The sequence below is a fragment of the Pseudomonas sp. 06C 126 genome (assembly GCF_001855215.1).
In the GTDB taxonomy this organism is placed as follows: domain Bacteria; phylum Pseudomonadota; class Gammaproteobacteria; order Pseudomonadales; family Pseudomonadaceae; genus Aquipseudomonas; species Aquipseudomonas proteolytica.
Genome location: NZ_MIFU01000001.1, coordinates 105,849 through 128,336 on the forward strand (window position 1 = coordinate 105,849; position 22,488 = coordinate 128,336).

Here is a 22,488-nt window from a genome sequence, read left to right on the forward strand (position 1 = left end):
ACTTCAAATCCCATGCTGGTGATCGGGCGCTCGGCCGGGACTGACCAAATACCCACCACCAAAAAACTGTAGGAGCGAGCTTGCTCGCGAAGAACGTCAACGATAACGCCGAGCTATCAGGTAGCCCGTGTCGCCTGTCCGTTTTTCGCGAGCAAGCTCGCTCCTACAGTTGATCGCATTTCAGTCTTCTAGCGGGTCAAGCCAGCTTTTCGAACTTCAAATCCCATGCTGGTGATCGGGCACTCGGCCGGGACCGACCAAATACCCACCACCAAAAAACTGTAGGAGCGAGCTTGCTCGCGAAGAACGTCAACAATAACGCCGAGCTATCAGGTAGCCCGCGTCGCCTCTCCGTTTTTCGCGAGCAAGCTCGCTCCTACAGTTGATCGCATTTCAGTCTTCTAGCTGGTCAAGCCAGCTTTTCGAACTTCAAATCCCAAACCCCATGCCCCAATCGCTCGCCACGGCGTTCGAACTTGGTGATCGGGCGCTCGGCCGGGCGTGGCACGCATTGACCGTCTTCGGCCAGGTTGCGGTAGCCAGGGGCGACGTTCATCACTTCCAGCATGTACTCCGCGTACGGTTCCCAGTCGGTGGCCATGTGCAGGATGCCGCCCACTTTCAGCTTGCTGCGTACCAGTTCCGCGAAGGAGGCCTGGACGATGCGGCGCTTGTGGTGGCGGCTCTTGTGCCATGGATCCGGGAAAAACAGCATCAGGCGGTCGAGGCTGTTGTCGGCAATGCAGCGGTTGAGCACTTCGATCGCGTCGCAGTCGTAGACACGCAGGTTTTTCAGGCCCTGAGTCAGCACGCCGTTAAGCAATGCACCTACGCCCGGACGGTGGACTTCCACGCCGATAAAATCTTGCTCGGGCGACGCGGCGGCCATTTCCAGCAGGGAATGGCCCATGCCGAAGCCGATTTCCAGGGAGCGCGGGGCCGAACGGCCAAACACCTGGTCGAAGTCCACCGGCGCATCGGCCAGGGGCAGGACGAACAACGGCGTGCCCTGGTCCAGGCCCTTTTGCTGGCCTTCGGTCATGCGCCCGGCACGCATCACAAAGCTTTTGATGCGGCGGTGCTTGGACTCGTCGCCTTCTTCCACGGGGTTCGGCGTTTCGTTTGATTCAGTCATCAATGGCTCTTACTTGATCAGACCATCCAGCGGCGAGGAGGCGCTGGCGTAAAGTTTTTTCGGCATACGCCCGGCGAGATACGCCAGGCGGCCGGCGACAATCGCGTGTTTCATGGCTTCGGCCATCATGATCGGCTGTTGCGCGTTGGCGATAGCGGAGTTCATCAGCACCGCCTCGCAGCCCAGTTCCATGGCGATGGTGGCATCGGACGCGGTGCCGACGCCGGCATCCACCAGCACCGGGATCTTCGCTTCTTCGAGGATGATCTGCAGGTTGTACGGGTTGCAGATCCCCAGGCCAGTACCGATCAGGCCGGCCAGCGGCATGACCGCGATGCAGCCGATTTCGGCCAGTTGGCGCGCGATGATCGGGTCATCGCTGGTGTAGACCATCACGTCAAAACCTTCCTTGACCAGGGTTTCAGCGGCCTTGAGGGTTTCGATCACGTTGGGGAACAGGGTTTTCTGATCAGCCAGCACCTCCAGCTTCACCAGGTTGTGGCCGTCGAGCAGCTCACGGGCCAGGCGGCAAGTGCGCACGGCTTCGATGGCGTCGTAGCAACCGGCGGTGTTGGGCAGGATGGTGTAGCGATCCGGCGGCAGGATATCCAGCAAGTTCGGTTCGCCCGGGTTCTGGCCGATGTTGGTGCGGCGCACCGCCACCGTCACGATCTCGGCGCCCGAGGCTTCGATAGCCAGGCGGGTTTCTTCCATGTCGCGGTATTTACCGGTGCCTACCAGCAAACGCGACTGGTAGGTACGACCGGCCAGGACGAAGGGCTTGTCGCTACGAACGATGCTCATGGGAAATCCTCGAGTTGGGGTGAGGTTCTGCAGAATTCGGGTAGTTGCCCCAGGGCTAGCCGCCGCCGATGGCGTGGACTACTTCGACCTGGTCGCCTTCGGCAAGGGCGGTTTCGGTGTGCTGGCTACGCGGCACGATATCCTGGTTGAGCTCCACTGCGACGCGACGTCCGGTCAGTTCCAGACGGGTCAGCAGGGCCGCGACGGTTTCACCGTCGGGCAGTTCATAGGATTCGCCGTTCAATTGAATGCGCATGCCACGGGCCGCCATCGTTTTTAGGGGCCAGCATTCTAGCCTGATCGTGACCTGAAGGTCAGCTACAAGCGTCAGGCGGTCAGTTGCAGGCGCCAGGCGGCGAGCCCCAGGCACAGCCAGCCAATCAGGAATGCCAGGCCGCCAAACGGGGTGATGATCCCCAGTTTGCCGATGCCGACGGTAGTCAGCAGATACAGGCTGCCGGAGAACAACAGGATACCGATGCTGAACGACACCCCCGCCCACATCACCAGGCGCCCGGGAATATGCGCCGCCAGCAAGGCCACGCCAAACAACGCCAGGGCATGCACCAGTTGGTAAGTCACGCCGGTATGGAAAATCGCCAGGTATTCAGCACTCAGGCTTTTTTTCAGGCCATGGGCAGCGAACGCGCCGAGGGCAACACCGGTAAAACCGAAAAAGGCAGCCAACATCAGAAAGCCACGCAGCATGAGGAACTCCAGTCAGACTCAAAGGGCCGGGTCTGTATAATGGCCCGCTCAACGGGTTCGGCCAAGCCATCTCTATGCTGCGTGTCCTCTTCAGTCGTTTTCTCAAAGTCGTGAAATGGTTCGTCATCGCCAGTGTTTTGCTGGTGCTGCTGTTTCGTGTCGTCCCGCCACCGTTCACCGCGCTGATGGTCGAGCGCAAGATCGAATCCTGGGTCGACGGCGAGCCTATTGACCTGCAACGCAGTTGGGTGCCGTGGGACGAGATCTCCGATGACCTGAAATTGGCGGTCATGGCCGGCGAAGACCAGCGTTTCCCGCAGCATTGGGGTTTTGACTTTGGCGCGATCCAGGCCGCCCTGCTGCATAACGAGCGCGGCGGCTCGCTGCGTGGCGCCAGCACGCTGAGCCAGCAGGTGTCGAAGAACCTGTTCCTGTGGGCAGGCCGCAGTTATCTGCGCAAGGGCCTGGAAGCCTGGTTTACCGGATTGATCGAGATCCTCTGGCCCAAGCAACGGATCCTTGAGGTGTACTTGAACAGCGTGGAGTGGGATGAGGGGGTGTTTGGCGCAGAGGCCGCAGCGCGACACCATTTCGGGGTGAGTGCCAAGGGGCTTTCGCGGCAGCAGGCCAGCTATCTGGCCGCAGTGCTGCCTAATCCGCGGGCTTGGAGTGCCAGCCACCCAACCGCATATGTGGCGCGGCGGGCGGCTTGGATTCGTCAGCAGATGGGGCAGCTGGGTGGCACGGGCTACTTGAATGAGCTGAACACTACGCGAAAGGCGCCGTGGTCCAACTGACGCTACACAAAGCCGGCTCCTACAGGGGCGCGACACAAACAAAAATGCCCCGATCTTTCGATCGGGGCATTTTTTTGGCCGTTCGCTGCGTGTTAGGCGGCGATCGACAGTTTCAGCTTGTTCATCGCGCTCTTCTCAAGCTGACGAATCCGCTCGGCCGACACGTTGTACTTTTGCGCTAGGTCGTGCAGCGTGGCTTTTTCTTCTGCCAGCCAACGCTGGTAGAGGATGTCACGGCTGCGGTCGTCCAGCACTTCCAGTGCTTCGTGCAGGTTGTGGTTGGAGTTGTCGCTCCAATCGGCATCTTCCAGTTGACGCGCCGGGTCGTACCGGTGGTCTTCCAGGTAGTTGGCCGGCGATTGGAAGGCGCTGTCGTCGTCCGCTTCAGCGGCCGGGTCGAAGGCCATGTCATGGCCGGTCAGGCGACTTTCCATCTCGCGCACTTCCCGAGGCTCCACACCGAGGCTTTCAGCCACACGGTGGACTTCCTCGTTGTTCAGCCACGCCAGGCGTTTCTTCTGGCTGCGCAGGTTGAAGAACAGCTTGCGCTGGGCCTTGGTGGTCGCCACTTTCACAATGCGCCAGTTGCGCAGGATGAACTCGTGGATTTCCGCCTTGATCCAGTGCACGGCGAACGACACCAACCGCACACCCATTTCCGGGTTGAAGCGTTTTACAGCCTTCATCAGGCCGACGTTGCCTTCCTGGATCAGGTCAGCCTGGGCCAGGCCGTAGCCGCTATAGCTACGGGCGATATGTACGACAAAACGCAGGTGGGCGAGCACCATCTGCCGAGCCGCCCCCAAATCCTGCTCATAGTAGAGACTCTCGGCCAGTTCACGCTCCTGCTCGGGCGTCAGCAAAGGAATGCTGTTGACCGTGTGCACATAGGCTTCCAGGTTCGCGCCTGGGACCAGAGCATAAGCAGGTTGCAAAGAAGTGGTCATACGAAAAAACCTCCGACTCACATAACTCGTGCAGTTCAGCACTGCGAAAATTGACCGGAAACCGTAGGACAAGTTCCCTATAAACGCTGAAAGGTCAATACAAGCAAAAAGACACTATTTCGGCGCCAGCTCCCTGAGATGGCGTGCGACTGCGATCCATGCACCGATATAACCCAACAACACCGCGCCAAGCAAGAGCGATAGACCATCGGCAGCGGGTACGCCAGCCAAGGCAAAGTCACTGCCATACAAACCGGCCAGGCCGACTACCGCGTCGTTCAGCCAATCCAGGCCAAACGCCAATACACCCCAGGACAGAATCCCGGCACCGAAGCCATAAAGCGCGCCCATATACAGAAAAGGACGACGCACATAGCTGTCTGTGCCGCCGACCAGTTTAATCACTTCTATCTCGGTGCGACGGTTTTCAATATGAAGACGAATGGTATTGCCTATCACCAAAAGTAATGCAGAAACCAGCAACACCGTCAGGCCGAAGACAAACCGGTCGCCCAGCTTGAGAATCGCCGCCAGACGCTCGACCCAGACTAAATCAAGCTGCGCCTGTTGTACCTTGGGCAGTTCAGCCAATTTTTGTCTTAATGCTTCAAGGGCCGTCTTGTCGATTTCATTTGGCGTCACCAGCACCACGCCCGGCAGCGGGTTCTGCGGCAGCTCCTTGAGCGCCTCGCCCAGGCCCGATTGCTGCTGGAATTCTTCCAGGGCCTGGTCGCGGCTGATGTACTCGGCATCCGCCACGCCCGGCAGGTTCTTGATCTGCTCGCGCAAGGCCTCGCCCTCAGTGGCGCTGGCATCCAGTTGCAGGTACAGAGAAATCTGCGCCGCACGCTGCCAGGAGCCGCCAAGGCGCTCGACATTATTAAGCAGCAACGACAACCCCATCGGCAGGCTCAACGCCACAGCCATTACCAGGCAGGTAAAGAAGCTGCCAATCGGCTGTTTGCCCAAGCGGCGCAGGCTATCCACCAGGCTGGCGCGATGGCTTTCGATCCAGGCGTGCAGCAGGGTGCTGAAATCGGGACCGTCATCTTCGTCGCGTTTCTTTTTCTGCGGTTGCGGATCGGCCGCTTTCGGCGCGACGCGCTCGGAGACTTTAGGGCTGCGTGTGGCACTCATACGCCGGCCTCCCCGTCACCAATCAGGCGACCGCGCTGCAGGGTCAGCATGCGATGGCGCATGCGCGCGATCAATGCCAGGTCGTGACTGGCAATCAGCACGCTGGTGCCCAGGCGGTTGATGTCTTCAAAAACCCCCATGATCTCTGCGGCCAGGCGCGGGTCGAGGTTACCGGTGGGTTCGTCCGCCAGCAGCAAGGCCGGGCGGTGGACAATGGCGCGGGCAATGCCGACGCGCTGTTGCTGGCCGGTGGACAGGTCGCCGGGGTACAAATCGGTCTTGTCCGATAGCGCCACGCGCTCCAGGGCCGAATCCACACGCTTGACGATTTCGGCCTTGGACAGGCCGAGAATCTGCAATGGCAAGGCGATGTTGTTGAACACCGTGCGGTCGAACAGCAACTGGTGGTTCTGGAACACCACGCCGATCTGCCGACGCAGGAACGGGATCTGTGCATTGCTGATGGTGGCCAGGTCCTGGCCCGCCAGCAGCAGTTTGCCGGTGGTGGGGCGCTCCATGGCCAGCAACAGGCGCAGCAAGGTACTTTTGCCGGCGCCGGAGTGACCGGTGACAAACAAGAACTCGCCACGGCGCACCCGGAAACTCAGCTCATGCAAGCCGACATGCCCGTTGGCGTAGCGCTTGCCCACCTGTTCAAAACGAATCATGAACGCTCCCGCTCGGCAAACAGTGCCTGGACAAAGGGTTCGGCCTCAAAGGTGCGCAGGTCATCAATACCTTCGCCGACACCGATATAACGAATCGGCAACCCGAATTGTTTAGCCAGGGCGAAAATAACCCCACCCTTGGCCGTGCCATCGAGCTTAGTCAATGCCAGGCCAGTGAGCTGTACCGTCTGGTTGAATTGCTTGGCCTGGCTGATCGCGTTCTGCCCAGTGCCGGCGTCCAGCACCAACAGCACCTCGTGCGGCGCGTCGGCGTCGAGCTTGCCCATCACCCGGCGGACTTTCTTCAACTCTTCCATCAGGTTGTCTTTGGTATGCAGGCGACCGGCGGTATCGGCGATCAGTACATCGATGTTCCGGGCCTTGGCGGCCTGCACGGCATCGAAGATCACCGAAGCGGAGTCGGCGCCGGTGTGCTGGGCGATGACCGGGATCTTGTTGCGTTCGCCCCACACCTGCAATTGCTCCACCGCAGCGGCGCGGAAGGTGTCACCGGCGGCGAGCATGACTTTCTTGCCTTCCAGTTGCAGCTTCTTCGCCAGCTTGCCGATGGTGGTGGTCTTGCCGGCGCCGTTGACGCCTACCACCAGGATCACGAAGGGTTTCTTCTCGGTGATCACCAGCGGCGCTTCCACCGGCTTGAGCATGGCGGCCAGTTCGGCCTGCAATGACTTGTAAAGCGCGTCGGCGTCAGTGAGCTGCTTGCGCGCCACCTTCTGGGTCAGGCTCTGGATGATCACGGCAGTGGCTTCGACGCCCACGTCAGCAGTCAGCAGGCGGGTCTCGATGTCTTCGAGCAGCTCGTCATCGATGATTTTCTTGCCGAGGAACAGGCTCGCCATGCCTTCGCCGATGCTGGCGCTGGTTTTGCTCAGGCCTTGCTTGAGGCGGGCGAAGAAGCCGGTCTTGCTGGCTTCGGCAGGCGCCTCGGCAGGCACAGGCACTGCGACAGCCTCGATGACTGCGGGAGCAGCATCGATCACCAGCGGAACGGGCTCGACTACGAGCGGGGCCGGCTCAACGACGACGGGTAGCGGCTCGACAGGCTCGACAATGGCAGGAATCGGCGGCGCTGCATGTTCGGCCTGCACATCCTCCACCAACGCAACGGGCTCTTCAGCCACCGGCAATGACGGCCATGGCTTGTGCTCTGGCTCTGGCTCTGGCTCTGGCGCAGCCTCCACTACCGGTTGTAACACCGGTTCGGCCATAGGCAACACCACGGGGGCCTCGACGACAGGCTCGGCCACCAGCTCAATCGCAGGTTCCGCCTGCAGAACAGGCTCGGGCACAGGCTCAGGTTGGACTTGCGGCTGTTCGACGACGGTTTCCTGCGGCTTTTTGCGCAGCCATCCGAACAGGCCTTTTTTCTCGCCAGCCGCAGCTGGGCTCTTCTTGTCGTCGTTGGAACCAAACATGGAGGACGGCTATCTCACGGTAGCGACGCGCCTAGGTGGCGCCTCGGTAAATAATATTCGATGCGCAACAGACTGTTTTTTAGCCAGCTTGTTCATGCGCAGCATTTTGTGAGGCGTGAATACAGCCTCAACAAATCGATTCAATATAGGACTGAAGCGATAAAATCGGCGAAAAGCGGATTAAAACCGGGGAAACCCACCGATAACTCCATCTTTACGACGACTGGATCCGAAACGATATGACAGCCGCAGTGGCCGCCGCTAATACGGATCAGTATCCTAGCACCTCCTCGCCCGCCGACGCTAAGACCAAGCGGGCAGCCCAACAGGTTTAAAAACGAATGAATGCTCTAGCCCGCCGCGCCGCAGGCCTGCTGCTCAGCACAGTTTGTCTGCCCCTTTCAGCCTTGGCTGCCGACCCACAACCCACCCATGAATTCACCCTGGACAACGGCCTCAAGGTCGTCGTGCGCGAAGACCATCGCGCCCCGGTGGTGGTCTCGCAGGTCTGGTACAAGGTCGGCTCCAGCTATGAAACCCCTGGCCAGACCGGCTTGTCCCACGCCCTGGAACATATGATGTTCAAGGGCAGCTCCAAGACCGGACCCGGCGAAGCCTCGTTGATCCTGCGCGACCTGGGCGCCGAAGAAAACGCCTTCACCAGCGACGACTACACCGCCTACTACCAAGTGCTGGCCCGCGACCGCCTGGGCGTTGCCCTGGAACTGGAGGCCGACCGCATGGCCACCCTGCGCCTGCCGGCCGACGAATTCAGCCGCGAGATCGAAGTCATCAAGGAAGAGCGCCGCCTGCGCACCGATGACAACCCGCTGTCCAAGGCCTTTGAACGCTTCAAGGCGATGGCCTACCCGGCTAGCGGCTACCACACGCCGACCATCGGCTGGATGGCCGACCTGGACCGCATGAAGGTCGAGGAACTGCGCCACTGGTACCAATCCTGGTACGTGCCCAACAACGCCACCCTGGTCGTGGTGGGCGACGTGACTCCGGACGAGGTGAAAACCCTGGCCCAGCGTTACTTCGGCCCGATCCCCAAGCGCGACGTGCCACCGGCGAAAAAGCCCCTGGAGCTGGCCGAGCCGGGCGAGCGCCAACTGACCCTGCATGTGCAGACCCAATTGCCGAGCGTCATCCTGGGCTTCAACGTCCCGGGCCTGGCCACCGCCGAAGACAAACGTTCGGTCAACGCCCTGCGCCTGATCTCGGCGCTGCTCGATGGCGGCTACAGCGCGCGCATCCCGAGCCAGCTGGAACGCGGTGAAGAACTGGTGTCCGCGGCCTCGACCAACTACGACGCCTACACCCGTGGCGACAGCCTGTTCACCTTGAGCGCCACGCCCAACCAGCAGAAGAAGAAAACCGTGGCCCAGGCCGAAGCCGGGCTCTGGCGCCTGCTGGACGAACTCAAGGCCAAGCCACCGACCGCCGAGGAGCTGGAACGCATCCGCGCCCAGGTCATTGCCGGCGTGGTCTACGAGCGCGACTCCATCACCAGCCAGGCCACAGCCATTGGCTCCCTGGAAACGGTCGGCCTGTCGTGGAAGCTGATGGACACCGAGCTTGCCGAGCTGCAAAGCGTGACACCCGAGGACATCCAGAAGGCCGCGCGCACGTATTTCACCCGCGAACGCCTGAGTATCGCCCATGTCCTGCCCGAGGAGACCACTCATGAGTGATCGCAAAAACAACCGCCTGGTGCTGCCCGGCCTGATCGTCGTGACCCTGGTGGCGGCGGTCGCGGTGTATATCGGCCGCCCGGACGACTCCGTGGCCAGCCCGGCGCTGGAGCAGGCCAAGTCCAGCAAGACCCTGCAATCCCTGGCAGAGCTGGATGGCAAGAACCCGACCAACCGCAAGCTCAACGTGCAGACCTGGAATACCGCCGAAGGCACCAAGGTGCTGTTCGTCGAGGCCCACGAACTGCCGATGTTCGACATGCGCATCCTGTTCGCCGCCGGCAGCAGCCAGGACGGCAACACGCCGGGCCTGGCCCTGCTGACCAACGCCATGCTCAACGAAGGCGTGCCGGGCAAGGATGTGGGGCAGATTGCCGCCGGTTTTGAAGGCCTGGGCGCCGATTTCAGCAACGGTGCCTACCGTGACATGGCGCTGGTCTCGCTGCGCAGCCTCAGTGCCGCCGACAAACGCGACGCCGCCCTTACGCTGTTTGACCAGGTGATCGGCCAGCCGACCTTCCCCGCCGACTCCCTGGCGCGGATCAAGAACCAACTGCTGGCCGGCTTCGAGTACCAGAAACAGAACCCGGGCAAGCTGGCGAGTATCGAGCTGTTCAAGCGCCTATATGGCGAGCATCCCTATGCGCACCCGAGCGAAGGCACCCCTGCGAGCGTTCCGGCCATTACCCAGGCACAGCTGAAGGCATTCCATGCCAAGGCCTACGCCGCCGGCAACGCGGTGATCGCGATGGTCGGCGACCTGTCCCGCGCAGACGCCGAGGCCATGGCGGCCAAAGTCTCCGCATCCCTGCCCAAGGGCCCGGCGCTGGCGAAGATCGCCGAGCCAATCGAACCCAAGGCCGGCCTGGGGCATATCGAGTTTCCATCCAAGCAGACGCATCTACTGTTCGCACAACTGGGCATCAACCGCGCCGACCCGGACTACGCCGCCCTGTCCCTGGGCAACCAGATCCTGGGGGGTGGTGGTTTTGGCACCCGCCTGATGAGCGAAGTGCGTGAGAAGCGCGGCCTGACTTATGGCGTGTACTCGGGCTTCTCGCCGATGCAGGTGCGTGGCCCCTTCATGATCAACTTGCAGACCCGCGCCGAAATGAGCGGCGGCACCTTGCGCCTGGTGGAGCAAGTGCTGGCCGACTACCTCAAGACCGGGCCGACGCAAAAAGAACTGGATGACGCCAAGCGCGAACTGGCCGGCAGCTTCCCGCTGTCCACCGCGAGCAACGCTGATATCGTCGGGCAACTGGGCGCCATGGGGTTCTACAACCTGCCGCTCAATTACCTGGAAGACTTCATGCAGCAATCCCAAGCCCTGACCGTCGATCAGGTCAAGGCCGCCATGAACAAACACTTGAGCAGCGATAAAATGGTGATCGTGACCGCTGGTCCCACCACCGCGCAAAAGCCACTACCGCCCCCCACTGATAAACCTGCCGAGCAGCCGCTCGGGGTTCCGGAGCATTAATGGCCAGTCCATCGCGCCCTAAAAAACCTGTCCATAACGTTCATAACGGTGTGGGCCAACTGCGCATCATTGGCGGCCAATGGCGCAGCCGCAAGCTGAGTTTCCCCGATGTGGTGGGCCTGCGCCCCACCCCGGATCGGGTCCGCGAGACCTTGTTCAATTGGCTCGCGCCGTACATCGAGGGGGCCAAGGTACTTGACCCGTTTGCTGGCAGTGGCGCGTTGTTCCTCGAGTCCCTGTCCCGTGGCGCCGCCCTGGGCCAGGCCCTGGACGCGAGCAACGTGGCGGTTTCCAGCCTGCGCGAGCACCTGGGCACACTGCGTTGCACCACCGGCCATGTACAGACCGCCGATGCCCTGCGCTACCTGGAAACCCAGCCGGCCAGTGCATTCGATGTGGTGTTCCTCGACCCGCCGTTCAACCAGAACCTGTTGCCAACCGTCTGCGCGCTGCTGGAAGAGCGCCAATGGCTGGCCGATGACGCCTGGGTCTACACCGAAAGCGAGACCGCGCCGTCGACCCTGGGCCTGCCCGGCAACTGGCGCCTGCACCGCGAGCAAAAGTCCGGGCGGGTGTATTACGCACTGTGGCAACGTACGCTGCAGACCGCTTAATAGGACCACTGCTTTTTTCAGGTGTACCGAGATAGCGGGTTTTTGGGGCTGCTGCGCAGCCCAACGGGGGACAAGCCCCCTCGCCACAACCCACTGGCCACCCCCCCCCTTAAGAGTTGTGTCGAGACCCCTCATCGTGCCGAAACCTTCAGACCGCTTCACTCCCGCTTTCGGCCTCGGTAACCCCCACCTGCAAACGTTGTGGGGCCCACTCTGGCGCCCCACCACCCACCTCGATCGCCAGCGCGAGCGCCTGTGGCTGGAGGATGGTGACTTCCTCGACCTCGACTGGCATGGCCCCCATGACCCGCACGCACCACTGGTGCTGGTACTGCATGGCCTGACAGGCTCGTCCAACTCGCCCTACGTCGCCGGCCTGCAAAAAGCCTTGGCCAGCCAAGGCTGGGCCAGCGTCGCCCTGAATTGGCGCGGTTGTTCCGGCGAACCCAACCTGCTGGCCCGCAGTTACCATTCAGGCGCCAGTGAAGACCTGGCGGCCGCCATTGCGCACCTGCGGGCCAAGCGACCGTTGGCGCCACTGTATGCCGTGGGTTACTCCCTGGGTGGCAATGTGTTGCTCAAGCACCTGGGCGAAACCGGCGACAACTCCGGCCTGCAGGGAGCTGCGGCGGTATCGGTGCCGTTTCGCCTGGACCAGTGCGCCGACCGCATAGGCCTGGGGTTTTCACGGGTCTATCAAAAGCATTTCATGCGCGAGATGCTCGGCTACATCCGGGTCAAGCAGCGCCAGTTCCTGGCGGACGGACGCGAAGAAGCATTGAAGACCCTGGCGCAGCTCGGCTCGCTGGAGAAAATGCGCACGTTCTGGGATTTTGACGGCCGCGTCACCGCACCGCTGCATGGTTACTTGAGTGCCGAGGACTATTACCGACGGGCGTCGAGTCGTTACTTCCTCGGGGCAATCCGCACGCCGACGCTAATCATCCACGCGGCAGATGATCCTTTTGTGTTTGCCCACAGCTTGCCCCAGGCCAGCGAACTGTCGGACTGCACCGAGTTTGAACTGCAGGCCAAGGGCGGGCATGTGGGGTTTGTCGACGGCTCGCTGAAGACGCCTGGGTACTACCTGGAGCGGCGGATCCCGCAATGGTTACGGGTAAAACACGGTTAATCATGTGGGAGCGAGCTTGCTCGCGAATGCGGCGTTTCAGCTAATAAATTCGGTGGCTGGCACACCGCATTCGCGGGCAAGCCCGCTCCTACATTTGATCGGGGATTACCCACTTAATCGCCGGTAGCAATTTCGCGCTGCGGATCATTGATCCACTCACTCCACGACCCCGCATACAACTTGCCCAACGGATACCCCGCCAGGCTCAGGGCAAACAGGTTGTGGCACGCCGTCACGCCCGAGCCGCAATACGCCACCAATTCATCCGGCGAACGACCTTGCAGTTTGTCGGCAAACCGCTGCTTGAGCTGCTCCACCGGCAAGAAACGCCCATCACTGCCCAGGTTCTCGTTGAACGCTGCACATTGCGCCCCGGGAATGTGTCCGGCAATCGGATCAATCGGCTCCACCTCGCCGCGAAAGCGCGGCAAGGCGCGGGCGTCGATCAGGGTCAGGCCCGGCTGGCCCAGGCGTTTTTGCAGGTGTTCGACATCCAGCAGCAAATGGTTGTCCGGGCTGCCGGTGAAGGTGCCAGGCTCGGTGCTCGGCGCATCCAGGCTCAAGGGGAAACCCGCGGCATGCCAGGCTTTCAGCCCACCATCGAGGATCGACACGCCGTCGCGCTTGCCCAGCCACGCCAGCAGCCACCAGGCACGGGCGGCATACGCGCCAGGGCCGTCGTCATACAGCACAATCTCGCTGTCAGCATTGATGCCCCAGGCCTGCAACTGCTGGACCAGCGCCTGGGGCGCCGGTAGCGGATGGCGACCCGTCACGCCCTTGGTCACCGGCCCGCTGAGGTGGCGCTCCAGGTCCGCATACTGCGCGCCTTCGATATGCCCCTCGGCATAGCTGCAACGCCCGTAGTCCGGGTCTTCCAGGGCAAATCGGCAATCGAGGATGACGAGGCCCGCGTGCTTCTGGCGTTCGGCCAGTTGTTGCGGGCTGATCAGTTGCGCAAGCGGCATAACGGACTCCTGGAAATATGTTCGGGAAAGGGCCTACTTCACTTCTTCCAGTGCCTGACTCAACGGCACATAAAACTCCTTGAACAACGCGTCCACGGCCTCTTTGGCCTGGGGCGTGATAAACCCTGCCTCCAGCACCAGCACCTGGTACACCCCGCGCTTGATTGCCTCGGCACTCAGGTGTGCGGAGTTCTCGTTGGTGGTGCACAAAAAACGCACCCAGGAGGTGAGGATAATCCAGGCGTTGAGGGTCAAGGCTTCGGTCTGCACCGGGTCCATGTTCAGGATCCCTGCCTCGACAAACCCCCGGTAAATCGCGCCACCCTGGATCAGGCAACGCTGGGAGAAACGCCGGTAGCCGGTGGCCAGTTCCGGGTCGCTTTCCAGCAGATGCTCAAGATCGCGGTGCAGAAAACGATAGCGCCACATGCCCGCCAGCACCGCCTGCAGGTAGAAGCGCTTGTCCTCGACCACCATGGCGCGCCCCTGGGGCGGGCGCAGGAAGCTGTCCACCAGAGCTTCATACTCGCGAAACAGCACCGCGATAATCGCCTGCTTGTTCGGGAAGTGGTAGTACAGGTTGCCCGGGGATATTTCCATATGGGCGGCAATATGGTTGGTGCTGATGCTGCGCTCGCCCTGCTGGTTGAACAGCTCCAGGCTGGTTTGCACAATGCGCTCGCTGGTCTTTACTCGTGGTGCCATAGGGGATCGGCTTCTTGAATCCTGATACAAACATCTTACGGTCTATCCTTGCCAGGATAAAACTGCATGTTGCAGCGAAGGCATTTGACAAAATAGAGTAATGACTCTAAAAACGCAGGTATTCCAATAACAATCGGGAACTGCGTCATGTCTGCCAACGTTGCTTACCTGCAAGATTCCCAGGCGCTGGACCAACTCCAGGACCTGTTCGCTGCCCAGCGCCGCGCCTACGCAGCCAACCCGATGCCACCAGCGGCGCAGCGCCAGCAGTGGCTCAAGGCCTTGCGCGACCTGCTCAGCGATGAGCGCCAGGCGCTGATCGAGGCCATCAGCAACGATTTCAGCCATCGCAGTGCCGACGAAACCCTGTTCGCCGAGCTGATGCCCAGCCTGCATGGCATCCACTACGCCAGCAAACACCTCAAGGGCTGGATGAAACCGTCGCGCCGCGCTGTAGGTATAGCCTTCCAACCGGCATCTGCCAAAGTGATCTATCAACCCCTGGGCGTCATCGGGGTGATCGTGCCCTGGAACTACCCGCTGTACCTGGCCATCGGCCCGCTGGTCGGTGCGTTGGCGGCAGGTAACCGGGTGATGCTCAAGCTCAGCGAATCCACCCCGGCCACTGGCCAGTTGCTCAAGAACCTGCTGGCGCAAATCTTCCCCGAAGACCTGGTGTGCGTGGTGCTCGGCGAAGCCGAAGTGGGCATGGCGTTTTCCAAACTGCCTTTTGATCACCTGCTGTTCACCGGCGCCACCAGCATCGGCAAGCACGTCATGCGCGCCGCCGCCGAGCACCTGACCCCGGTCACCCTGGAACTGGGCGGTAAATCCCCGGCGATTGTTTCGGCCGATGTGCCGCTCAAGGATGCCGCCGAACGGATCGCCTTCGGCAAGGCATTGAATGCCGGGCAAACCTGTGTGGCGCCGGACTATGTGCTGGTCCCCGAGGACCGGGTGGATGGCTTCGTCGCGGCCTACACCCAGGCGGTACGCGGGTTTTATCCGACCCTGGCTGATAACCCGGACTACACCGCCATCATCAACGAGCGACAACTCGCCCGGCTCAATGCCTACGTCAAGGACGCCACCGACAAGGGCGCGACCCTGGTTCCGCTCTATGACCAGGGCCAGGCCCGGCGCATGGCCCATAGCCTGCTGCTGAACGTCAGCGATGAAATGACCGTGATGCAGGACGAGATTTTCGGCCCGGTGCTGCCCATCGTGCCCTATCGCGGGATCGACCAAGCCTTCGCCTACATCAACCAGCGCCCTCGCCCCCTGGCGCTGTATTACTTCGGCTACAACAAGGCCGAACAGAATCGCGTACTCCACGAAACCCATTCCGGCGGCGTGTGCCTGAACGACACCCTGCTGCATGTGGCCCAGGACGATATGCCTTTTGGCGGCATCGGCCCCTCGGGCATGGGCCACTACCATGGCCATGAAGGCTTCCTCACCTTCAGCAAGGCCAAGGGCGTGCTGATCAAACAACGCCTGAATGCGGCCAAGCTGATTTACCCACCGTATGGCAAAGCCATCCAGAAACTGATCCAGAAGCTATTCGTGCGCTAAAACCGTTATCACTGGGACAACAATAAAAATGAACCCTAGCCTGACTGAATCACCCGCGCTGTCGCGGCGCGGCGTCTTGAAAATCGGCCTGTGCGCCAGCGCCTTCCTGGCGACTGCAGGCCTTGGTGCCAGCCTCAGCGGCTGCTCCAGCAGCACCCCGGCCAGCGGCTTTGCCATGCTGCGCCACAGCGACCTGCCGTTTTTGCGCGCGGTGATCCCAGTGTTGCTAGAGGGCGCGGCCAGCGCCGAGGTCGTGGCGGCGGGTATCGACGACACCCTGAAAAAACTCGATTACAGCCTGCAGCACCTGTCGCCGGAGATGTTCAAGCTGACCCAGCAGTTGTTCGACGTACTGGGCATGGCCGTCACCCGTGGCCCGCTGACTGGCATCTGGGGCAGTTGGGAAAACGCCAGCAGCGAGCAGATCCGCAACTTCCTGCATCGCTGGGAGAACAGCTTCCTCAACCTGCTGCGCATGGGCCAGGGCTCGCTGCTCAAGCTGGTGATCATGGCCTGGTACTTCCGGCCCGAGTCCTGGGCCCATTGCGGGTACCCCGGCCCACCGCAAATCTGACCGTGATAGCTCCTACACGTCATGACCGCTGATAAAAACAAGAGAATAAGCTGATGCCCGTACCTGATGTGTTCCGCGATGGCATGGCCCGCGGCTGGAAAACCCATAATGGCGCTGCCCTCGACCAGGACCTGACGCTGGAAGCCGATGTCGCGATCATCGGCAGCGGCGCAGGGGGTGGCACCACTGCAGAGATTCTCAGCGCCGCTGGCTACAAGGTGCTGCTGATCGAAGAAGGCCCGCTCAAGACCAGCAGCGATTTCAAGCTACTGGAAGACGAGGCCTACGCCAGCCTGTATCAGGAAGGCATCGGCCGCATGAGCAAGGACGGCGCCATCACCATCCTGCAGGGCCGCGCCGTGGGCGGCACCACGCTGATCAACTGGACTTCGAGTTTTCGTACGCCGGACCCGACCCTGTCCCACTGGGCCAGTGAGTACGCGGTCAAGGGCCATAGCAGCGCCGAGATGGCGCCATGGTTTGAAAAGATGGAGCATCGCCTGGGCATCGCCCCCTGGGCCCTGCCGCCCAACGCCAACAATGACGTGATCCGCAAAGGCTGCGAAAAGCTCGGTTACAGCTGGCACGTGATCCCACGCAACGTGCGTGGCTGCTTCAACCTGGGTTATTGCGGCATGGGCTGCCCGGTCAACGCCAAGCAATCGATGCTGGTGACCACCATTCCTTCGACCCTGGAGCAAGGCGGCGAGCTGCTGTACCTGGCCCGCGCCGAGCGCCTGAAGTTCAGCGGCGACACCATCACCAGCCTCGAATGCGTGGCCATGGATGCGCGTTGCGTGGCGCCCACCGGCCGCAAGATCACGGTCAAAGCCAAGCATTACGTACTGGCCGGCGGCGGCATCAACAGCCCGGCGCTGCTGATGCGCTCGGACGCACCCGACCCACACTCGCGCCTGGGCAAGCGCACCTTCCTGCACCTGGTGAATTTTTCCGCGGGGTTGTTCGACGAGGTGATCAACCCGTTCTACGGCGCGCCGCAGTCGATTTACTCTGATCACTTTCAATGGCAGGACGGCACCACCGGCAAAATGTCCTACAAGCTCGAAGCACCGCCCTTACACCCGGCCCTGGCCAGCACGTTGTTCGGCGGTTACGGCACGCAGAACGCCCTGGACATGAGCCAGTTGCCCAAGACCCATGCGATGCTGGCGCTGCTGCGGGATGGCTTCCACCCCGACAGCCAGGGCGGCAGCGTCGGCCTGCGCGGCGATGGCACGCCGGTACTCGACTATGAGGTCTCGCCCTACGCCTGGGACGGCCTGCGCCGGGCCTTCCATAGCATGGCCGAGATCCAGTTTGCCGCCGGCGCCAAGTCGGTCAAGCCGCTGCACCATGACGCGCGCTACGTCAGCACACTGGCCGAGGCACGCAGCCTGATCGACGGCCTGAACCTGGAACTGCATCGCACCTGCCTGGGCAGCGCCCATGTGATGGGCGGTTGTGCCATGGGTGAAGAGCCAAAAAATGCGGTAGCCGATAGCCTTGGAAGGCATCACCAGTTGCGTAACCTGTCGATCCACGATGGTTCATTGTTCCCCACCAGTATCGGCGCCAACCCACAATTGTCGGTGTATGGCCTGACCGCACAACTGGCGACAGCACTGGCCGAGCGTCTGAAAACAGCATGAAAAACCGATTATGCGCCCGTGTAGGAGCGAGCTTGCTCGCGAAGTACGCCAACGATAACGCAGCGCTATCAGATACCCCGCGGTGCCTATGGGTTCTTCGCGAGCAAGCTCGCTCCTACAGGGGGTTCATAGGGGTATTCGCGGTGTCTATAGTGCTTTCTTCTGAATAAGTTGACTTGGCCGACCGGGATGGCTGCGATACCATCCGGTTCCCCAACGGACTCCGCCAGGACGACGCGATGAACCGAGTGTTGTACCCAGGTACCTTCGACCCGATTACCAAAGGCCATGGCGATCTGGTCGAACGCGCCTCGCGCTTGTTCGACCATGTGATCATCGCGGTCGCTGCCAGCCCCAAGAAAAACCCACTGTTTCCTCTGGAACAGCGTGTGGAGCTGGCCCGCGAGGTCACCAAGCACCTGCCGAACGTTGAAGTAGTGGGCTTTTCGACACTGCTGGCGCACTTCGCCAAGGAACAGAACGCCAATGTATTCCTGCGCGGCCTGCGCGCGGTGTCGGATTTCGAATATGAATTCCAGCTGGCCAACATGAACCGCCAACTGGCGCCGGACGTAGAGAGCCTGTTTCTCACGCCGTCGGAGCGTTATTCGTTTATTTCCTCGACGTTGGTCCGAGAGATTGCGGCGTTGGGCGGTGATATCACCAAGTTCGTACACCCTGCGGTGGCGGATGCGCTGACTCTGCGCTTCAAGAAGTAAGACCGCTCAACCGGCGCCCGCTCGCACTGCGGGCGCCAATGCGGCACAATTGCGCGCATTAGTTTTCCAGATGCCTTGGCAGAGTGCCCTGGCAGGAGTTTCCATGTCCCTGATCATCACCGACGATTGCATCAACTGCGACGTCTGCGAACCCGAGTGCCCGAACGCTGCCATTTCCCAGGGTGAAGAGATCTACGTGATCGACCCCAACCTGTGCACCCAGTGTGTCGGCCACTACGACGAACCCCAGTGCCAGCAAGTGTGCCCGGTCGATTGCATTCCGCTGGATGAAGCCCGGCCGGAAACGGAAGAGCAGTTGATGGAGAAGTACCGGTTGATTACCGGTAAGGCCTGAAACCTTGTGGCGGCTGGGCGGGCCTCATCGCAGGCAAGCCCGCTCCCACATTTGAAGGTGCCCACAAGTCAAAATGTGGGAGCGGGCCCCCGCGATGAGGCAAGCCGCAGCGCCTGCTGTCTTCAGCTCTGGCACTTAGGGCAAAACACACTCGCCCGCTGCCCCAGCATCACATTGCGCAACTCACTGCCGCACACCTTGCACGCCTCGCCCCCACGCCCGTAGACAAACAGCTCCTGCTGGAAATACCCCGGCTGCCCGTCGCCGCCAATAAAGTCACGCAAGGTCGTACCGCCACGCTCGATGGCGGCCGCGAGGATGCGTTTGATCTCGATCGCCAGCTTCAGGTAACGCCCACGGGAAATGCCCTTGGCTTCCCGGCGCGGATCAATCCCGGCGGCAAACAGCGCCTCGGTCGCGTAGATATTGCCCACGCCCACCACCACCGCGTTGTCCATGATGAACGGCTTGACCGCCATGGAGCGCCCGCGGGACAGCTGGAACAGGCGCTCGCCATCAAACAGATCGGTCAACGGCTCCGGCCCCAGGCGCAGCAGCAGTTCGTGGTTATGCGGGTCCTGGCTCCAGAGCATCGCGCCAAAACGCCGGGGGTCGGTGTAGCGCAGGGCCAGGCCCGACTCCAGCTCGATATCCACATGCTCATGCTTGGCCGCCGGCAGACCGACTTCCACCAGGCGCAGATTGCCCGACATGCCCAAGTGGCTGATCAAGGTGCCGACTTCGGCGTTGATCAGCAGGTACTTGGCCCGCCGCTCCACCAGCACGATACGCTGCCCGGACAGGCGCACATCCAGGTCTTCGGGGATCGGCCAGCGCAGGCGCCGTTCACGCACCACCACGCGGCTGACCCGCTGGCCTTCCAGGTGCGGCGCAATCCCGCGCCGGGTGGTTTCGACTTCTGGCAGCTCAGGCATATTCGTCTCGCGATAGAAAGGTTAGTGCGCGCCCAGTTCGCGGATCGACAACTTCATGCTTTCGAAGTCGTAGTCCGACAGGCCCACGTAATCCAGGACCAGATGGCCGATGCTCTCCCACTCATGGTCCACCGTCTGGTTGCCCAGCACCCGATAGGACGCGCAGATATGCTCGGCCATTTTCAGGATCGCCAGCAGGTTTTTCAGCGGGCTGTTGCGCGCCGACTCATCGCTGAAAATCGCCAGGGCGTTGTGGTGGTTGGCGATGGCGTTGGTCACATGTTCCGGCAGGCGCCAGGACTTGGCGGTGTAATAACCCACCACCGCATGGTTGGTATGGAACGCGCGGTTCTCGGTGTCGACCACCCGGCAATCAGGCCCGGCCTTGGCGTAGGAATCTTCCAGCACGCTCATGTAGTCCGGGAACCGCTTGAGCATCAGCGGCACGCCACAATCGTGGAACAGCCCCAGGGCGTAAGCTTCGTCCACCGCCTGGGAGCCGGTGCGCTTGGCCAGGGTCAGGCAGGTCATCGCCACATCCTGGGCCGTGTCCCAGAACCGGTTGAGGGTGACGATGGTGTCGTCGCTCATCTCGCCCTTGATCGATTGGGCGTTGATCAGGTTGACGATGGAGCGGCTGCCCAGCAGGTTGACCGCGCGCTGGATCGAGGCAATTTTGTTGCTCAGGCCGTAATACGGCGAGTTGACGATTTTCAGCAACGAGCCGGACAGGCCGGGGTCCTGGGAGATCAACCGCGCAATCACCTCCAGGTCCGGGTCGGGCATATATTGCTCCATCTGCAAATCCACCATGATCTGCGGTTGGGGCGGCACGCTGATGCCTTGCAGGGCCTGTTGGATCTGTTCGGCAGAAAGCTCTTGGGACATAGGTACATACTCTGGGCTAGGCGGCGATTCTAACCCCGATGGGAACCTGACCGACACCTCAAAAGCCGGATTGGAAACCGGAGCAAAATGTGGGAGCTGGCTTGCCTGCGATGGCATCGCTGCGGTGCGACAGACAGACCGAGTCGCCTGGATCGCAGGCAAGCCAGCTCCCACATGTCCGGCGGCGCGGCCAACAACGACACAACACGGTATACTCCCGCTCTTTTTTCCGGAGCGACGTCATGTCCCTGCCAAGCCTGCGTCTCAAAGCCAACGCCGATCGTCGTTTGCGCAACGGCCACCTGTGGGTCTACAGCAACGAAATCGATGTAGCCGCCACCCCACTCCACGGCTTCCAGGCAGGCGACCAGGCCATCCTCGAAGCCGCCGGCGGCAAGACCCTGGGCATCGTGGCCATGAGCCCGAACAACCTGATCTGCGCGCGCCTGCTGTCGCGTGACATCAAGTTGCCTTTGGACAAGTCGCTGCTGGTGCACCGCCTCAACGTCGCCCTGTCCCTGCGCGACCGCCTGTTCGACAAGCCGTTCTACCGCCTGGTCTACGGCGATTCCGACCTGCTGCCAGGCCTGGTAGTCGACCGTTTCGGCGACATCCTGGTGGTGCAGATCGCCTCGGCGACCATGGAAGCCCATAAAGAAGACGTGATCGCCGCACTAACCCAAGTGCTCAAGCCCAGCGGCATCCTGTTCAAGAACGACTCCGCCGCACGCGATGCCGAAGGCCTCAACCGCTACGTCGAAACCGTGTTCGGCCTAGTGCCGGAGTGGGTTGCGCTGGAAGAAAACGGCGTGAAATTCGAAGCCCCGGTGATCCAGGGCCAGAAGACCGGCTGGTTCTACGACCACCGCATGAACCGCGCACGCCTGGCCCCGTACGCCAAAGGCAAACGCGTCCTCGACCTGTACAGCTACATCGGCGGCTGGGGCGTGCAAGCTGCAACGTTCGGCGCCAGTGAAGTGTTCTGCGTCGACGCCTCGGCCTTCGCCCTCGACGGCGTCGAGCGCAACGCCGCGCTCAACGGCGTCGCGGAGAAAATGACCTGCATCGAAGGCGACGTCTTTGAAGCGTTGAAAGAACTGAAAGCCAGCGAAGAACGCTTCGACGTGATCGTCGCCGACCCACCGGCCTTCATCAAACGCAAAAAAGACATGAAAAACGGCGAAGGCGCCTACCGCCGCCTGAACGAGCAAGCCATGCGCCTGCTCAGCAAGGACGGCATCCTGGTCAGCGCCTCGTGCTCCATGCACCTGCCGGAAGACGACCTGCAAAACATCCTGCTGACCAGCGCCCGCCACCTGGACCGCAATATCCAGATGCTGGAACGCGGCGGCCAGGGCCCGGACCACCCGGTGCACCCGGCGATTGCCGAGACCCGCTACATCAAGAGCATTACGTGCCGGTTGTTGCCCAATAGCTAAGCCAAATCCCGGTTCCAACCTGAAACCGGCTCCACTGTAGGAGCGAGCTCGCTCGCGAAGAACGCCAACGATAACGCAGCGCCCCCAGGCAACCTGCGTCGCCTATGGGTTTTTCGCGAGCAA

At 61.6% G+C, this 22,488-nt stretch carries 23 protein-coding genes; 11 read left to right on the forward strand and 12 right to left on the reverse strand.

Annotated elements, in window-relative coordinates; translation table 11 throughout:
* Window positions 1-409: 409 nt before the first annotated feature.
* The 4 genes from trmB to BHC62_RS00525 all read right to left on the reverse strand — a co-directional run bounded on the left by trmB (window position 410) and on the right by BHC62_RS00525 (window position 2,647).
* Window positions 410-1,135 carry a tRNA (guanosine(46)-N7)-methyltransferase TrmB gene (gene trmB / locus BHC62_RS00510; protein ID WP_029300750.1) on the reverse strand — a complete coding sequence of 242 codons (726 nt, stop codon included), beginning with the start codon at window positions 1,133-1,135 and terminating at the stop codon, window positions 410-412.
* 9 nt (window positions 1,136-1,144) lie between these two features.
* Complete coding sequence (locus tag BHC62_RS00515) at window positions 1,145-1,939, reverse strand: thiazole synthase (protein WP_017845016.1); 795 nt, start codon at window positions 1,937-1,939, stop codon at window positions 1,145-1,147.
* Between the two features lie 55 nt (window positions 1,940-1,994).
* A complete protein-coding gene (gene thiS, locus BHC62_RS00520; protein ID WP_029300748.1) occupies window positions 1,995-2,195 on the reverse strand; it encodes a sulfur carrier protein ThiS in 201 nt (66 codons plus the stop codon).
* Between the two features lie 71 nt (window positions 2,196-2,266).
* Window positions 2,267-2,647: a DUF423 domain-containing protein gene (locus BHC62_RS00525; RefSeq protein ID WP_029300746.1), complete on the reverse strand. Its 381-nt coding sequence runs from the start codon at window positions 2,645-2,647 to the stop codon at window positions 2,267-2,269.
* Window positions 2,648-2,721: 74 nt separating this feature from the next.
* Here BHC62_RS00525 and mtgA point away from each other — a divergent pair, with 74 nt between their 5' ends.
* Window positions 2,722-3,444: a monofunctional biosynthetic peptidoglycan transglycosylase gene (gene mtgA, locus BHC62_RS00530; protein WP_029300744.1), complete on the forward strand. Its 723-nt coding sequence runs from the start codon at window positions 2,722-2,724 to the stop codon at window positions 3,442-3,444.
* Window positions 3,445-3,536: 92 nt separating this feature from the next.
* On the opposite strand, the gene rpoH is transcribed toward mtgA, so the two are convergent.
* The 4 genes from rpoH to ftsY all read right to left on the reverse strand — a co-directional run bounded on the left by rpoH (window position 3,537) and on the right by ftsY (window position 7,632).
* Window positions 3,537-4,391 (reverse strand): RNA polymerase sigma factor RpoH, encoded by an 855-nt coding sequence (gene rpoH, locus BHC62_RS00535; protein WP_003176698.1) that lies wholly within the window; start codon window positions 4,389-4,391, stop codon window positions 3,537-3,539.
* A gap of 114 nt (window positions 4,392-4,505) precedes the next feature.
* Window positions 4,506-5,528: a permease-like cell division protein FtsX gene (gene ftsX / locus BHC62_RS00540; RefSeq protein ID WP_029300742.1), complete on the reverse strand. Its 1,023-nt coding sequence runs from the start codon at window positions 5,526-5,528 to the stop codon at window positions 4,506-4,508.
* Entirely contained in the window at window positions 5,525-6,196 is a 672-nt protein-coding gene (gene ftsE, locus BHC62_RS00545) for a cell division ATP-binding protein FtsE (protein WP_003213784.1), read from the reverse strand. Before ftsE ends, ftsX begins: the two co-directional genes overlap by 4 nt.
* Complete coding sequence (gene ftsY / locus BHC62_RS00550) at window positions 6,193-7,632, reverse strand: signal recognition particle-docking protein FtsY (protein WP_070993979.1); 1,440 nt, start codon at window positions 7,630-7,632, stop codon at window positions 6,193-6,195. The genes ftsE and ftsY overlap by 4 nt, the downstream gene beginning before the upstream one ends.
* Window positions 7,633-7,973: 341 nt before the next feature.
* Between ftsY and BHC62_RS00555 the strand changes: the two genes are divergently transcribed.
* From BHC62_RS00555 to BHC62_RS00570, 4 genes are all read left to right on the forward strand, one after another.
* Window positions 7,974-9,329, forward strand: a complete 1,356-nt coding sequence (locus BHC62_RS00555) for a pitrilysin family protein (RefSeq protein ID WP_029300738.1) — start codon at window positions 7,974-7,976, stop codon at window positions 9,327-9,329.
* Window positions 9,322-10,812 (forward strand): pitrilysin family protein, encoded by a 1,491-nt coding sequence (locus tag BHC62_RS00560; RefSeq protein WP_070993980.1) that lies wholly within the window; start codon window positions 9,322-9,324, stop codon window positions 10,810-10,812. Before BHC62_RS00555 ends, BHC62_RS00560 begins: the two co-directional genes overlap by 8 nt.
* On the forward strand, window positions 10,812-11,426 hold the full coding sequence (rsmD, locus tag BHC62_RS00565; RefSeq protein ID WP_070993981.1) for a 16S rRNA (guanine(966)-N(2))-methyltransferase RsmD: 615 nt from the start codon (window positions 10,812-10,814) through the stop codon (window positions 11,424-11,426). The genes BHC62_RS00560 and rsmD overlap by 1 nt, the downstream gene beginning before the upstream one ends.
* 133 nt (window positions 11,427-11,559) lie before the next feature.
* Complete coding sequence (locus BHC62_RS00570; RefSeq protein WP_071609989.1) at window positions 11,560-12,558, forward strand: hydrolase; 999 nt, start codon at window positions 11,560-11,562, stop codon at window positions 12,556-12,558.
* 113 nt (window positions 12,559-12,671) lie between these two features.
* Here BHC62_RS00570 and BHC62_RS00575 read toward each other — a convergent pair whose 3' ends face one another.
* Together BHC62_RS00575 and BHC62_RS00580 are read right to left on the reverse strand one after the other, a co-directional pair.
* The gene (locus tag BHC62_RS00575; RefSeq protein ID WP_070993982.1) at window positions 12,672-13,526 is read right to left on the reverse strand and encodes a sulfurtransferase; all 855 of its coding nucleotides are present in this window, start codon (window positions 13,524-13,526) and stop codon (window positions 12,672-12,674) included.
* 33 nt (window positions 13,527-13,559) lie between these two features.
* Entirely contained in the window at window positions 13,560-14,231 is a 672-nt protein-coding gene (locus BHC62_RS00580) for a TetR/AcrR family transcriptional regulator (protein WP_029300622.1), read from the reverse strand.
* Window positions 14,232-14,378: 147 nt separating this feature from the next.
* Between BHC62_RS00580 and BHC62_RS00585 the strand changes: the two genes are divergently transcribed.
* The 5 genes from BHC62_RS00585 (at window position 14,379) to BHC62_RS00605 (ending at window position 19,103) form a co-directional block, all read left to right on the forward strand.
* Window positions 14,379-15,806, forward strand: a complete 1,428-nt coding sequence (locus BHC62_RS00585; protein ID WP_029300620.1) for a coniferyl aldehyde dehydrogenase — start codon at window positions 14,379-14,381, stop codon at window positions 15,804-15,806.
* A 28-nt stretch (window positions 15,807-15,834) separates the two neighbouring features.
* A complete protein-coding gene (locus tag BHC62_RS00590) occupies window positions 15,835-16,380 on the forward strand; it encodes a twin-arginine translocation pathway signal protein (RefSeq protein WP_070993983.1) in 546 nt (181 codons plus the stop codon).
* Between the two features lie 53 nt (window positions 16,381-16,433).
* The gene (locus tag BHC62_RS00595) at window positions 16,434-18,029 is read left to right on the forward strand and encodes a GMC family oxidoreductase (protein ID WP_070993984.1); all 1,596 of its coding nucleotides are present in this window, start codon (window positions 16,434-16,436) and stop codon (window positions 18,027-18,029) included.
* A gap of 239 nt (window positions 18,030-18,268) precedes the next feature.
* The gene (gene coaD, locus BHC62_RS00600; protein ID WP_003176711.1) at window positions 18,269-18,748 is read left to right on the forward strand and encodes a pantetheine-phosphate adenylyltransferase; all 480 of its coding nucleotides are present in this window, start codon (window positions 18,269-18,271) and stop codon (window positions 18,746-18,748) included.
* Between the two features lie 103 nt (window positions 18,749-18,851).
* Window positions 18,852-19,103: a YfhL family 4Fe-4S dicluster ferredoxin gene (locus tag BHC62_RS00605; RefSeq protein WP_029300613.1), complete on the forward strand. Its 252-nt coding sequence runs from the start codon at window positions 18,852-18,854 to the stop codon at window positions 19,101-19,103.
* Between the two features lie 122 nt (window positions 19,104-19,225).
* On the opposite strand, the gene mutM is transcribed toward BHC62_RS00605, so the two are convergent.
* Both mutM and BHC62_RS00615 read right to left on the reverse strand, forming a co-directional pair.
* On the reverse strand, window positions 19,226-20,038 hold the full coding sequence (mutM, locus tag BHC62_RS00610; RefSeq protein ID WP_057440389.1) for a bifunctional DNA-formamidopyrimidine glycosylase/DNA-(apurinic or apyrimidinic site) lyase: 813 nt from the start codon (window positions 20,036-20,038) through the stop codon (window positions 19,226-19,228).
* Between the two features lie 21 nt (window positions 20,039-20,059).
* On the reverse strand, window positions 20,060-20,872 hold the full coding sequence (locus BHC62_RS00615) for an HDOD domain-containing protein (protein ID WP_169851357.1): 813 nt from the start codon (window positions 20,870-20,872) through the stop codon (window positions 20,060-20,062).
* Window positions 20,873-21,168: 296 nt separating this feature from the next.
* Here BHC62_RS00615 and BHC62_RS00620 point away from each other — a divergent pair, with 296 nt between their 5' ends.
* Window positions 21,169-22,365 (forward strand): class I SAM-dependent rRNA methyltransferase, encoded by a 1,197-nt coding sequence (locus BHC62_RS00620; protein WP_029300608.1) that lies wholly within the window; start codon window positions 21,169-21,171, stop codon window positions 22,363-22,365.
* Window positions 22,366-22,488 lie beyond the last annotated feature (123 nt).